The following is a 13,863-nucleotide window of genomic DNA, read 5'->3' as shown; positions in this document are numbered from 1 at the left end:
CCGTGCGAGACAGCGATCAGCGCAGCGACCTGAAGGCAGCGCGAATTTCTTCCGAGAAAAGTTGCGGTTGTTCCCATGCCGCGAAGTGGCCGCCCTTGTTCACTTCGTTGAACTAGATGAGGTGGTGATAGCTGCGCTCGGTCCAACTGCGGGGCGCCTGATAGATCTCGCCGGGAAACACCGTCACGGCGGCTGGGATCGAGATGTTCACGCTATTGAAGTTGTTCGCGTTGTTGGTCCAGTACAGCTGCGCCGCCGACGTGGAGGTATTGGTCAGCCAGTACAACGTGATGTCGTCGAGCATCTCGTCTTTGGTCAATGACCGTTCAGGATAGCCGCCGCTGTAGGTCCAATCCGCGAATTTGTCGTACATCCACGCAGCCTGCCCGACCGGAGAGTCCGCGAGCGCATAGCCGATCGTCTGCGGACGTGTGACCATCATCGCCGCATAGCCGCCGCCGCGCGTGTACAGATTGTTCAGCGACTGGTAGGCGATTTTCTCCTTGTCGGAAAGTCCGCGCGGCGGCGGATCGCCTGCCTTCAGCCGTTTTGCGATTTCGGGCGGGACAGTCGCGGGCATATTGACGTGAATGCCGAGCAAGCCCGGCGGCTTTTGCGCGGCCATCTTGTCGGCGATCACCGAGCCCCAGTCTCCGCCCTGCGCGACGTAGTGCTGATAGCCCAACCGCCGCATCAGTTCTTCCCACGCTCGCGCGATGTGATCAGGCGTCCAGTCGGCCGTTGCCGGCTTGCCCGAAAACCCATATCCGGGCATCGATGGCAGAACCAGATCGAACGAATCCTCCGCCCGTCCTCCGTACGCTAGCGGGTCAGTCAACGGTCCGATCACCTTGAGCTCTTCGAAGACCGAGCCGGGCCAGCCATGCGTCATGATGAGCGGCAACGCACCGGGATTTTTCGAGCGTACCCAGATGAAGTGAATATCGACGCCGTCGATCGTGGTCACGTACTGCGGCAGCGCGTTGAGCTTCGCTTCAGCGTTGCGCCAGTCGTAGTCGGTGCTCCAATACTGCACGAGCGCCTGCAGCTTCGCGAGCTGCGCGCCTTGCGACCGATCCGTCACCGTCTCCGGTTGCGGCCAGCGCGTCTGCGCGATGCGTTTCTTCAGGTCGGCTAGCTGCGCGTCGGAAAAGTGCGCCGTGAACGGTCGGATCGCCGTGTCGTCCGTCGACGCAGCCGACGTCGCGGCCGCTTCGGCCGCAAGCGCGGTCGCCGGCAAGTTCGCGATGGCGGGCGCCGCCATCAGCGCGGTGACGAGTAGGGATTTGAGGACTTTCATGAGGAGTTCTCCTGACCTGCGATAAGGAAACGGTGACTAGAATGGGAACTGAAAGAGTCGGTCGACCGCTGGTGCGGAAGGATCGTCGAGGGCCGCTTATTCGCGTTCAATCAAATCCGCGCATCCATAGCGCATTTATATGGGCGGCCGCCGAGATCGCAAAGGACGTAGAAACTACGGTTTCAGGACACCACTCAAAGGAATCGCCGTGCCGTCAGTCGCGTTCGTCGTGTTCGATGGGTTTCACGCCATGTCGCTCGCCGCGCAGCCGGTGTTTTCGTTTGCCAATCAGAAATTCGGTGAATCGTTCTACGAAGTACTCACGCTGTCGGAACATGGCGCGCCGGTCAGACCGATCGGTGGTCCCACGGTGATGACCGAACCCTTCGAAGAGCGAACGTTCGACACGGTCCTTTTCACGGGCGGCGATCCGGGCGCGGCGCGGCCGTCCCATGGGCTGCTCGCCTACGCACGTCACAGCGCGGCGACGGCCCGGCGCGTCGCCGCTATTTGCACGGGCGCCTTCGTGCTGGCCGAAGCGGGCCTTCTCGACGGCAAGCGCGCCACCACGCACTGGGTCTATGCGTCCGCGCTGCGGAAGCAGTTTCCGCGCATCCGTGTGGAGGAAGACCGGATTTACGCGGTCGACGGTTCGATCTGGACGTCTGCGGGCATGACGGCGGGAATCGATCTCGCGTTGGCGCTGGTCGAGGCCGATCTGGGGGTGGACGTTGCGAGATCGGTCGCGCAAACGCTCGTCGTTTCTCATCGACGCGCCGGTGGTCAGTCCCAGCATTCGGCGTTGCTGGAACTCGATGCGAAATCGGATCGCATTCAGTCCGCGCTGACGTACGCGCGGAAGAATCTCGCGCAACCACTGCTGGTGGAACAACTGGCCGAAGTGGCACGGCTCAGCCCGCGTCAGTTCAGCCGCGCGTTCCGGGCGGAGACGGGGCAATCGCCCGCCAAGGCCGTCGAGAGACTGCGTCTCGAAGCCGCCGCGGCTCATGCTGGAAAGGAGCCGCCATACGGTCGAACAGATCGCCCAGCAGACCGGATTTTCCGACCCGCGCCGCATGCGCGATGCGTTCACTCGAGCGTTTGGACAACCGCCACAGGCGATACGTCGCAATGCGCGCTGGGCCGCGCCGGGATGATGGGGGCGGCCCAGCGCAGTCTTCGATCGGTAGGTCTGGTCGGCAATGACCCGCGCGACCGTTTGCAGCGACTGCTCGAGCGTCGTCAAGCTGACCGCGCCGAGCGCGAGCCGGATCGCGTGCGGTACGTGCGCCGACGCGGCGAACGGATGCGCGGTCGAAACGGCGATCTTCTCGCGCCTCAGGGCCATGGCGATCGCCTGGCGCAACGCGGCGCATTCGATGCCGAACTCGTCGCCGTCGAAATAGAAGGGCGCAAGGGCAGCATCCAGTTCACGCGCGACGAGCAGCCGCGTCCGGAAACGACCGTGGAAACGCTGGCAAAGCTGCGTCCCGCGTTCCGTCCCGATGGCACGATCACGGCGGGCAATGCGCCCGGCCTGAACAGCGGTGCGGCGGCAATGGTCGTGGCCGAGCGCGGTTATGCCGACGCCAGGGGCATCGAAGCGAGTGCGCGTCTTGCGGCTTTCGGCATCGCCGCCGTCGAGCCCGGCATGTTCGGTCTCGGTCTCGGTCCCGTGCCGGCCGTGCATATCGCGTTGGAGCGAGCGGGCTGGAAGCTCACCGATCATCGCTGTGGCGCAGCATGATTCAATTGACCGTCGCCAACGAAGCGGCATATCTTGAGCATTGCCGACGCTACGCTCTCGACCACCTGGGCCAACAGGTCAGATAGCGAAGTATCGGTTGCATGTCCGCGGCAGGTTCGATCTCATCGCTGCACGCGCGATAACCCGCGAGAAGTCACGCGCCTGCATCGAACAACAGGACAGACCAGGCCCATCTTTTGCGGTCTGCGCGCGCACGTCGTTCTTGATTAGGGTGGAAGATCATCATGTCGAGACAGCCCGGTTGGTCAGTCGTCATCGGTGCAATCACACTTGTGTTTCTCGCGCTCACTTCGCTTTACCTCGTGATCGGCGGAGCATGGCTGATTGCCGTAGGCGGGTCGTGGTACTACCTGATCACGGGCCTGCTGCTCGCAGTAGTGACGTGGTTGCTTTACCGGCGCAAGCCCGCTGCGCTCGTTCTCTATGCGCTCGTGATGATTGCGACGGCGGTCTGGGCACTCTGGGAGTCCGGCACGGACTTCTGGGCATTGGCTCCGCGCTCCGGGGTGCTGGTCATTTTCGGCGTGTGGCTACTGCTGCTCGTGAGCTGGCGGATGGAGGGCGCACGCGGGCTCGGCATTGGTTCGCTCGTCGTTGCATTGGCTGTCTGGGCGGGCGTGCTCGTCTACGCGAACTTCAACGATCCGCAAACGGTCAACGGGAGCTTCAGTGCGGCATCGGCGGCCCCCGCAGAGACCGGTGATAGCGCCGCCGACTGGCCGGCCTACGCGCGCACCCAGGCCGGTACCCGCTATTCCCCGCTGACTCAAATCACGCCTGCAAACGTCAAGGACTTACAGGTCGCGTGGACCTTCCGGACCGGGGATAGCAAAGGCCCCAACGACCCCGTCGAGATTACGGACGAAGTCACGCCGATCAAGATCGGCGAGACCTTGTTTCTATGCTCGCCGCATCAGATCCTATGGGCGTTGGATGCGCGGACCGGCAAGTTGAAATGGAAATTCGATCCGCAGCTGAAGGCCGATCCGTCGTTCCAGCACGTGACCTGCCGTGGTGTGTCTTACGTCGATCTTTCCGCGGCCGGTCCCGCGCCGACGGCTGATCAGCCCTCGGGCGCATCGGCCGCGGCGCCCGCTCAGCAGCAACCGGCGTCTGCGCCCGCTGCGACTGCCGCGACCGCCGGGGCCTGCATGCGCCGCATCTATCTGCCCGTCAACGATGGCCACCTGTATGCGCTCGACGCGGAGACAGGGGCGCTGTGCAAAACCTTTGCCAACGGCGGCGATCTCGATCTCCAGCACAACCAGCCGGTGACGACCCCCGGCATGTATGAGCCGACCTCGCCGCCGGTCATCACGAACGACGTGATCGTCGTCGCGGGCGCGGTCGAGGACAACTATTCGACGCGCGAGCCGTCGGGCGTGATCCGCGGCTTCGATGTGCGTTCCGGCGAACTGCTGTGGGTGTTCGACCCGGGCGCGAAGGACCCGAATCAGAATCCTCCCGCCGGCGGTCACTACACGCTAACGTCCCCGAACTCGTGGGCGCCCGCTGCATACGATCCCAAGCTGGACATCGTCTATCTGCCGATGGGCGTGACCACGCCGGACATCTGGGGCGGCAACCGGACGGCGGAGCAGGAGCGTTTCGCGAGCGGCCTGCTCGCGCTGCACGCGTCGACGGGCAAGCTCGCGTGGTTCTATCAGACGGTCCACCACGACCTGTGGGACATGGACCTGCCATCGCAGCCCACGCTCGCGGACATTACCGACGTCAAGGGCAATACCGTGCCTGTCGTGTATGCGCCGGCCAAAACCGGCAACCTGTTCGTGCTCGACCGGCGCACGGGCGTGCCGGTGGTGCCGGCTCCGGAGCGTCCGGTGCCGCAGGGTGCAGCGCCCGGCGACCATGTTTCGCCTACCCAGCCGTTCTCCGGACTGACCTTCCGGCCATCGAAGGATCTCACCGATGCCGACATGTGGGGCGCCACGATGTACGACCAGCTGGTATGCCGGATCATGTTCCACAAGCTGCGCTATGAAGGCACCTTCACACCTCCATCAGAGCAAGGAACGCTGGTCTTTCCGGGCAATCTCGGCATGTTCGAGTGGGGCGGCATGGCGGTCGACACAGATCGCCAGATTGCGGTCGCCAATCCGATTGCGCTGCCGTTCGTTTCGCGGCTGATTCCGCGTGGCCCGGGCAATCCGATTCAGCCGGTACCGGGCGCGAAAGGTTCGGGGACGGAGACCGGAATTCAGCCGCAATACGGCGTTCCGTTCGGCGTGACACTGAATGCGTTCATGTCGCCGGTCGGTCTTCCTTGCAAGCAACCTGCCTGGGGCTTCATTTCGGCGATCGATCTGAAGACCAACCAGATCGTATGGAAGAAGCGGATCGGAACGGTGCGGGACAGCTCACCGCTTCCGTTGCCGTTCAAGATGGGGATGCCGATGCTCGGCGGCCCGATCATCACGGCGGGCGGCGTGGCGTTCATCGGCGCGACGGCCGACAACTACATTCGCGGCTTCGACGTGAACAACGGCAGGCAGCTCTGGCAGGCGCGTCTGCCCGCCGGCGGGCAGGCAACGCCGATGAGCTATTCGGTCAACGGACGTCAGTTCGTGGTGATTGCGGCAGGCGGTCACGGCTCATTCGGTACGAAGCTCGGCGACTACGTGATTGCCTATGCGTTGCCGCAATAGCAAAGCGGTGAAGCAGGGTGGACGTGCGTGGACAGGACTGCCACGTCCACGCACGGCAATGCGGTCATCTGTTTGACACTGACTTGCGGCGGACGGCGAATTGCTCGCCGCCGGCGGTAGAGAATTGGTTTCATGACATCTCCTGGTTGGGTGGCATCCGATCGATACTTGCGACGCAATCAGACAGCGCTCGTCGGGCTATCCTGCAGAGCTACGCATCTCCTGTTCCCGCTACTTTGAATTCACGTCAGTGCGAGAATCTGTCGGTCACTCCGTGTACTGAGAAACCCAATATGGGCTCCGACCTTGCCGGATAAAACCCAAGGAAAATCATACTTTGCCCGGACGGATTGGCTAAGATGTCGCAGGTTCGCGCGCGCTCCGGATGACGACAAAGCCTTGCCGCATTCCGATGCGCCGCGGCGTCGCGCCGGGAAAACAGAAAACGTTGTCACGCTCCCGCTCGGAGGCCATTCATGACTATTGGCGTATATGCCACGCTGGTCGCGACGTCGCTCGTGCTGCTGCTCGGCGAAAAGCTCGTGCAGTGGATCGGCGTGCTAAGGACCTATTCGATTCCGGCGCCGGTGGCAGGCGGGCTCATCGTCGCGATCTGCGTGCTGATCACGCGCCTCACCACCCACGTGCAGGTCAGGTTCGATTCGACGTTGCAGGCGCCGCTGATGCTCGCGTTCTTCTCGACGATCGGTCTGAATGCGCATCTATCGAGTTTGAAGGCGGGCGGCCCGGTGTTGATCCGCTTTCTCGCGCTGGTCTGCGGGCTGCTGATCCTGCAGAACGTGGTCGGCTTGCTGCTCGCGTTCGCCCTCGGCGTCGATCCGCTGCTTGGGATTCTCGGCGGCTCGGTCACGTTGTCGGGCGGCCACGGTACTGGCGCCGCGTGGAGCCAGATCTTTACCGAGCGTCACGGACTGGAGTCGGCGACCGAGATCGCGATCGGCTGCGCGACGTTTGGCCTCGTGATGGGCGGCGTGCTCGGCGGTCCGATCGCACGGCTGCTGATGCGGCGGATCAGCGCCGACGAGTTGCTGCGCGTCAAACAGCTAAAGGACGAAACGCTGGTCTTCGAAGAACCGAAGGCGCAGCAGGCCACCACGCCCGCCGCGATCATCACGACGCTCGCGCTGATCTCGATCTGCCTCGCGGGCGGCGAAATGTTTGCCGACTGGATCGCGGACACCGCGTTCGAATTGCCGACGTTCGTCTGCACGCTGTTCATCGGCGTGATCCTGAACAACGTGCTCGCGCTCGTGCGTGTGCGGATCGACCAGCACGCGGTCGCGCTTGTCGGCAACGTCGCGCTCGCGCTCTTTCTCGCGATGGCGCTGATGCGGCTCGACCTATGGGGGCTTGCCGCGCTCGCGGTGCCGATCATCTCGATCCTCGCGGCACAGACGCTGCTGATGGCGCTCTACGCGGTATTCATCACGTTCCCAGCGATGGGCCGCAACTACGACGCGGTCGTCTTGTGCGCGGCGCAATGCGGCCTCGGACTTGGCGCCACGCCGACCGCGATCGCGAACATGCAGGCGATCACGAACCGCTTCGGCCATTCTCATATCGCGTTCCTGATCGTGCCCTTGACGGGCGCGTTTTTCATGGACATCGTCAACGCGATCATCATCAAACTGTTTCTCGCGCTGCCGTTTTTCCATTGAGCAGCGGTGGCATTGGCACATCAACCCAAGCGGGCAAATACCATGAGCGATCCACGACACATCGCACCCGACAGTACCGCCGCGCGCGTCGCGTTATGGCGTGCGCTGCACGTGCAGGCCGACGCGCCGCCGCACGTGCTCGAAGACGAAGTCGGCTTGCAGTTGCTGGCACCCGCCGAAGACTGGCGCAGCCGTGGCGACATGGATCCGCGATTCACGCGGCCGTTTCGCGCGTCGATCGTCGCGCGCGCACGCTTTATCGAGGATCTGGTCGTCGAGCAGACCGGGCGCGGGGTGGATCAATACGTGATTCTGGGCGCCGGTCTCGACAGCTTCGCGCAACGCCGGCCCGACATTGCGTCGCGGCTCACCGTGTTCGAGGTCGACCCGCCGGGACCGCAAACGTGGAAGCGTCAGCGGCTCGGCGAGCTTGGTTTCGGCCTGCCGGACTGGCTGCGTTTCGTGCCGGTCGACTTCGAAGCGGGCGATAGCTGGCGGCAGCGTCTCGTCGCCGAAGGCTTCGACGAAAGCAGGCCGGCCGTCGTCGTGTCGACCGGCGTCAGCATGTATCTGACGAAAGAGGCGAATGCGGCGACGCTGCGCGAAGTGGCCGGGCTGGCGCGCGGCTCGACGTTCGCGATGACGTTCCTGTTGCCGCTGGAGATGGCGGACCCGGACGTGCGCCCCGGACTCGAAATGGCAGAGAAGGGCGCGCGTGCGAGCGGTACACCGTTCATCAGCTTCTTCATGCCGCAGCAGATGATCGCCATGGGGCGCGAAGCGGGCTTTGACGACGCGCGGCACGTGTCCGCGGCCGATCTGACGCAGCGCTACTTCGCGGCTCGGACGGATGGGCTGCGACCGCCGGGCAATGCGGAGGAGTTGCTGGTGGCGAACACCTATGGGCGATGACGCCAACCGAAGTTACCAACCCAGCATGTGAGTCGTGAATACGCAATCGCTTTCCCCGCACCGCTATAATCGCGCTCGACCATGGCCTCCGAAGTCTACTCATGAAAAAGATCGCTGCCTTCGCACTCGTCGCATGCGCACTCGCCGCCTGCTCGTCCCCGGAAAAGCAGGCGCAACGCGCCCAGCAGGAGATCCTTCATAGCGAGCCGAACCTTCGCGCCGCGCAACGCGACGCGGTGATCGACTGCACACCGGCGAATTGCGATGCCGCGTGGGCGGCGACGAAACGCTATATCGAGCAGCATTCCGACACGCACGTGATCCGCGCGGACGCGGTCGCGATCGATACCGACGTGCCCGACGATTCGGGCAAAGCCGCTTTCTCAGCGACCCGCGCGAACAGGAGCACGGGCGGCGCGACGCTGTCGCTGTTCGCGCAGTGCCGCGGCATGTATGGGCCCGACAACGCGAAGGGCGACGACTATGACGAGTGCGCCGAGAAGATCCTGAAGATTCAGAACGGCTACGTGCCTTATCTGCGCTCGCACGCATCGGCGCAATAGGCGGCAAGCTACCGGAACCACGGGGCCCCGAACGCGGCACTCGCGTAGCGATTCGCCGAACCCTCGCCACGATGCGGCGGGAGGCGCTATGCTGATGCGTCTTCGCCTCGCGGAACCTTCTCATGCAAGCTCCTGGCGCAACCGTACCGATCTCGCTCGTCAACGGGTTCCTCGGCAGCGTCGGGACGCGGCCGGATATCGTCGACCGGCATCTGTCGGGCGCGAACATTCCGCGCGCGCTTCTGGACCAGCCTGGAGCGCGCGTTACCGAGGAACAGTTCTCGACGCTCTACCGCTCGCTCGCGATCGAACTCGACGATGAGATGCCCGGCGTTTTCTCGCGCCCGCTGCGCAGCGGCGCGCTCAAGTTTCTCTGCCTGAGCCTGCTGGATGCGCCGAATCTCGAATCCGCGATGCACCGGTTCGGCCAGTTCTTCCATCTCGTGCTGGACGACTTCCGCTTCGAGTCGCGCCGCGGCGACCTCGTCGCGAGCCTGGCGCTGCGTCCGGGAAGCACGGGAGCGCAACCCGGCATGCTGGGCCAGGAGCTGATGCTGAAGCTCGCGCATGGGATCGCGTCCTGGCTGATCGGTCAACGGATTGCGTTGTTGCAGGTGCAGTTCGCCTTTCCCCGTCCCGCTCACGCGCTCGAGTATCTTTATCTGTTTCCCGGACCGGCGAAGTTCGACTGCAATCAGACCTCGATGCAGTTCAGCAGCAGCTATTTCGACCTGCCCGTGCGTCAGCGCAAGGCGAACCTGCGCAGGTTTCTCGCTCGCGCGCCGGAAGACTGGATCTTCGTTTCGTTCAACGAGCAGCTGTTCAGTCATCGCGTGCGGGAACATCTCGCGTCCCGGCTGCCCGACGTCCCGTCCATCGAAGAGGCGGCGGAAGGCCTGCACTGCTCGGTCAGAACGCTGTGCCGTCATCTTGCCGCCGAGGGCACGGCGTTCCAGATGCTCAAGGACGAATTGCGCCGCGACATCGCGATCCAGCGCCTGACGGGCACGCGCGAGCCCATCGCCATCATCGCGGGCGACGTCGGCTTCGGCGACCCCACCGCATTCCACAGAGCGTTCCGTCACTGGACCGGCAGCACCCCGGCGGCCTATCGCCGGGGTGGCTGATCGCGTCATATCGATGCGTCGGCAACACCCGCCGACGCAGTTCCCACGGGGCGCTTACTCCCTCCGACGTGGCCAGAGATGTCAATAGATCGTCCGGTTTGGACAACCGGGCAGGGCCTGTCCGACGCTACGATTCAGCCATACGTTACCCCGGCCGCATCGGTGCCAGACGGGTGACTTTCCCTACGGACTATCTGATCGGAAGAATGGTAATGAGCTACGTCGCGCCTCTCAAAGAAATGTTGTTTGCACTCACGGAACTGGCCGGAATCGACCAACTGGCGGGCTTGCCCGGCTGCGAGGACGCAACCGCCGACACCGCTCGTGCGGTGCTCGAAGAGGCCGCGCGGCTGCACGAAGGCGTGCTCGCGCCGCTGAACGTCGACGGCGACCGCAGCCCGAGCACCTGGAAGGACGGCGTGGTGACCGCCACGGCCGGTTTCAAGGACGCGTTTCGCCAGTTCAGCGAAGGCGGCTGGCAGGGTTTGCAACATCCGTCTGAATACGGCGGTCAGGATCTGCCCAAGCTGCTGTCGACGCCCTGCATCGAAATGCTCAACGCCGCCAACCTGTCGCTGGGGCTATGCCCGCTCCTGACCGACGGCGCGATCGAAGCGCTGCTGACGGCAGGTAGCGAGGAGCTGAAGCAGCGCTACGTGCCGAAGATGATCGCGGGTGTTTGGACCGGCACGATGAATCTGACCGAGCCGCAAGCCGGCTCCGACCTCTCGCTCGTGCGCAGCCGCGCCGAGCCGCAGGGCGACGGCTCGTACCGGATCTTCGGCACGAAGATTTTCATCACCTGGGGCGAGCACGACATGACGGAAAACATCGTGCATCTGGTGCTCGCACGCACGCCGGGAGCGCCTGAAGGCGTGAGAGGCATTTCGCTGTTCGTCGTGCCGAAGGTCCTCGTCAACCAAGACGGCTCGCTCGGCGAGCGCAACGACGTGCATTGCGTGTCGATCGAACACAAGCTCGGCATCAAGGCGAGCCCGACCGCCGTGCTGCAGTTCGGCGATCACGGCGGCGCGATCGGGCAGCTCGTCGGCGAGGAGAACCGCGGTCTGGAGTACATGTTCATCATGATGAACGCCGCGCGCTTCGCCGTGGGGGTACAGGGCGTGGCGATCTCGGATCGCGCGTACCAGCAGGCCGTCGCGTATGCGAAGGAGCGCGTGCAGAGCCGTCCCGTGGATGGCTCCGCGAAGCAGTCGGTCGCCATCATCCAGCATCCCGACGTGCGGCGCATGCTCTCGACGATGCGCGCGCTGACCGAAGGCGCGCGCGCTCTGGCCTATGTGTCGGCGTCGCATTGCGATCTCGCGCATCGTCATCCGGACGGCGCGACGCGCGCGAATCATCAGGCGATCTACGAATACCTGGTGCCGATCGTGAAGGGCTGGAGCACGGAGATGTCGCTGGAGGTGACGAGTCTCGGCGTGCAGGTGCACGGCGGCATGGGCTTCATCGAGGAAACCGGCGCCGCGCAGTACTACCGCGATGCGCGCATTCTGCCGATCTACGAAGGCACGACGGCGATCCAGGCCAACGACCTCGTCGGCCGCAAGACCATGCGCGACAACGGCGAGGTGGCCGGGATGCTGCTCGCGCAGATCGACGCGACCCTGGCCGCGGTGCAAGCGCACCCCTCGTATGGTTCGAGCGCGGCTTTTCAGGCGATGCATCGTCATCTGTCCGCCGGCCGCGAGGCGTTGTACAGCGCGGTGCGCTACGTGGTCGAGAACGTCAAAAGCGATCCGAATGCGGTGTTCGCCGGCAGTGTGTCCTATCTGATGCTCGCGGGTATCGTGCTCGCGGGTTGGCAAGTCGCACGGTCGCTCGTGCTGGCGGCCGACAAGCGCGACGAAGATCCGTCCTTCCATGACGCGAAGATCGCGACCGCGCATAGCTACGCGACGCAGGTGCTGCCTCGTGCAATCGCGCTCGAAGCGGCGGTTCGCGGTGCTCGCGATGGCGAAGGCGCGCTGGCGCTGCGCGAAGACCAGTTCTGATCGATCAACGGAAGTAATGTGTCATTCAAAGCGGTAGGGCTCGGCCCTATCGGTGTGGGAAGGAGAGTGTCGTGAGAGTTCTTGTAGCAGTCAAGCGAGTGGTCGACTACAACGTGAAGGTCCGCGTGAAATCGGACGGTACGGGCGTCGATATCGCGAACGTGAAAATGTCGATGAACCCGTTCGACGAAATCGCGGTTGAAGAAGCGGTGCGTCTGAAGGAAGCGGGCGTCGCGACCGAAGTGATCGCCGTGTCGGCCGGTGTTGCGCAGGCGCAGGAAACCCTGCGCACCGCGCTCGCCATCGGCGCGGATCGCGCGATCCTGATCGAATCGAACGAAGACCTGCAGCCGCTCGCCGTCGCGAAGCTGCTCAAGGCGCTCGTCGACAAGGAGCAGCCGCAACTGGTGATCCTCGGCAAACAGGCCATCGACGACGACTCCAATCAGACCGGCCAGATGCTCGCCGCGCTCGCGAATCTGCCGCAGGCGACGTTCGCGTCGAAGCTTGTCGTGGCGGACGGCAAGGCGACGGTGTCGCGTGAAGTGGACGGCGGCGCGGAAACACTGTCGCTGACGCTGCCGGCCGTGGTCACGACCGATCTGCGCCTGAACGAGCCGCGCTACGTAACGCTGCCGAACATCATGAAGGCGAAGAAAAAGCCGCTGGAAACGGTCAAGCCCGAAGACCTCGGCGTCGATGTCACGCCGCGTCTGAAGACGCTGAAAGTCGCCGAGCCGCCCAGGCGCTCCGCCGGTGTGAAGGTGCCGGACGTGAAGACGCTGGTCGAGAAGCTGAAGACCGAAGCGAAGGTGCTGTGAGGAGACCCGAGAAATGACGAACCTGATAATTGCAGAACACGACAATGCGTCGATCAAGGCCGCGACGCTGAACACGATCGCAGCGGCACAGAAGATCGGCGGTGATATTCACGTGCTGGTCGCGGGGCATAACGCGCAGGGCGCGGCCGATGCGGCCGCGAAGATCGCTGGTGTCAGCAAGGTGCTGCTCGCCGATGCGCCGCAACTGGCCGCAGGCCTCGCGGAAAACGTCGAAGCGACGGTCCTGACGCTTGTGCAAGATGCGGCGAAGCACTACACGCACATCCTCGCGCCGGCCACCGCCTCCGGCAAGAACATCGCGCCGCGTATCGCCGCGAAGCTCGACGTCGCGCAGATCAGCGACATCACGGCAGTGGATAGCGCCGACACGTTCGAGCGTCCTATCTACGCGGGCAACGCAATCGCGATCGTGCAATCGGCTGATCCGATCAAGGTCATCACCGTGCGCTCGACCGGTTTCGATGCCGTCGCGGCCGAAGGCGGCAGCGCCGCGGTCGAGAAGATCGAAGCGGCAGCCGACGCAGGCCTCGCGCAGTTCGTGAGCCGCGAAGTGACGAAGCTCGATCGTCCGGAACTGACGAGCGCGAAGATCATCGTGTCGGGTGGCCGTGGTCTGGGCAATGGCGAGAACTACACGAAGGTGCTGGAACCGCTGGCCGACAAGCTCGGCGCGGCGCTCGGCGCATCGCGTGCGGCGGTCGACGCGGGCTTCGTGCCGAACGACTATCAGGTCGGCCAGACCGGCAAGATCGTCGCGCCTCAACTGTACGTCGCGGTCGGCATCTCGGGTGCGATCCAGCATCTGGCCGGCATGAAGGACTCGAAAGTCATCATCGCGATCAACAAGGATGAAGAAGCGCCGATCTTCGGCGTCGCCGATTACGGCCTCGTTGGCGATCTGTTCACCCTCGTGCCGGAACTCGAGCAGGCGCTCGGCTAACCGCATCCAGCGGTTAGCGTCCGGCACAACGCGCAGTACGTGCCAGAAGAG

9 protein-coding genes and 3 pseudogenes are annotated in these 13,863 nt (G+C 64.1%); 10 read left to right on the top strand and 2 right to left on the bottom strand.

Annotated features, from left to right (window positions below; genetic code table 11):
• Positions 1–16 precede the first annotated feature (16 nt).
• Positions 17–1,300: pseudogene (locus OKW26_RS00180) on the bottom strand (epoxide hydrolase family protein).
• A gap of 208 nt (positions 1,301–1,508) precedes the next feature.
• On the opposite strand from OKW26_RS00180, the pseudogene OKW26_RS00175 reads away from it, so the two are divergent.
• Positions 1,509–2,457, top strand: a pseudogene (locus tag OKW26_RS00175) (GlxA family transcriptional regulator).
• 29 nt (positions 2,458–2,486) lie between these two features.
• Here OKW26_RS00175 and OKW26_RS00170 read toward each other — a convergent pair.
• Positions 2,487–2,657, bottom strand: a pseudogene (locus OKW26_RS00170) (PLP-dependent aminotransferase family protein); the annotation flags it as partial.
• Between OKW26_RS00170 and OKW26_RS00165 the strand changes: the two are divergent.
• The 9 genes from OKW26_RS00165 (at position 2,607) to OKW26_RS00125 (ending at position 13,812) form a co-directional block, all read left to right on the top strand.
• Positions 2,607–3,047, top strand: a complete 441-nt coding sequence (locus OKW26_RS00165; protein ID WP_429352289.1) for a hypothetical protein — start codon at positions 2,607–2,609, stop codon at positions 3,045–3,047. The pseudogene OKW26_RS00170 and the gene OKW26_RS00165 overlap by 51 nt on opposite strands.
• A 245-nt stretch (positions 3,048–3,292) precedes the next feature.
• On the top strand, positions 3,293–5,734 hold the full coding sequence (locus OKW26_RS00160; protein ID WP_429352288.1) for a glucose/quinate/shikimate family membrane-bound PQQ-dependent dehydrogenase: 2,442 nt from the start codon (positions 3,293–3,295) through the stop codon (positions 5,732–5,734).
• 476 nt (positions 5,735–6,210) lie between these two features.
• Complete coding sequence (gene gltS, locus OKW26_RS00155; protein WP_429352287.1) at positions 6,211–7,413, top strand: sodium/glutamate symporter; 1,203 nt, start codon at positions 6,211–6,213, stop codon at positions 7,411–7,413.
• A 42-nt stretch (positions 7,414–7,455) separates the two neighbouring features.
• Entirely contained in the window at positions 7,456–8,325 is an 870-nt protein-coding gene (locus OKW26_RS00150) for a class I SAM-dependent methyltransferase (protein WP_187619987.1), read from the top strand.
• A gap of 101 nt (positions 8,326–8,426) precedes the next feature.
• Entirely contained in the window at positions 8,427–8,888 is a 462-nt protein-coding gene (locus OKW26_RS00145; protein WP_184053585.1) for a hypothetical protein, read from the top strand.
• A 122-nt stretch (positions 8,889–9,010) separates the two neighbouring features.
• A complete protein-coding gene (locus OKW26_RS00140; protein WP_090809441.1) occupies positions 9,011–10,015 on the top strand; it encodes an AraC family transcriptional regulator in 1,005 nt (334 codons plus the stop codon).
• Between the two features lie 212 nt (positions 10,016–10,227).
• Positions 10,228–12,030, top strand: a complete 1,803-nt coding sequence (locus OKW26_RS00135; protein WP_429352286.1) for an acyl-CoA dehydrogenase — start codon at positions 10,228–10,230, stop codon at positions 12,028–12,030.
• Between the two features lie 71 nt (positions 12,031–12,101).
• A complete protein-coding gene (locus OKW26_RS00130; protein WP_429352285.1) occupies positions 12,102–12,851 on the top strand; it encodes an electron transfer flavoprotein subunit beta/FixA family protein in 750 nt (249 codons plus the stop codon).
• 13 nt (positions 12,852–12,864) lie between these two features.
• Positions 12,865–13,812: an electron transfer flavoprotein subunit alpha/FixB family protein gene (locus tag OKW26_RS00125; protein WP_429352284.1), complete on the top strand. Its 948-nt coding sequence runs from the start codon at positions 12,865–12,867 to the stop codon at positions 13,810–13,812.
• The last annotated feature ends 51 nt before the right edge of the window (positions 13,813–13,863 follow it).

The organism is Paraburkholderia sp. 32 (assembly GCF_050435345.1).
Lineage (GTDB): Bacteria > Pseudomonadota > Gammaproteobacteria > Burkholderiales > Burkholderiaceae > Paraburkholderia > Paraburkholderia tuberum.
This window is presented reverse-complemented; position numbering and strand designations above follow the sequence as displayed.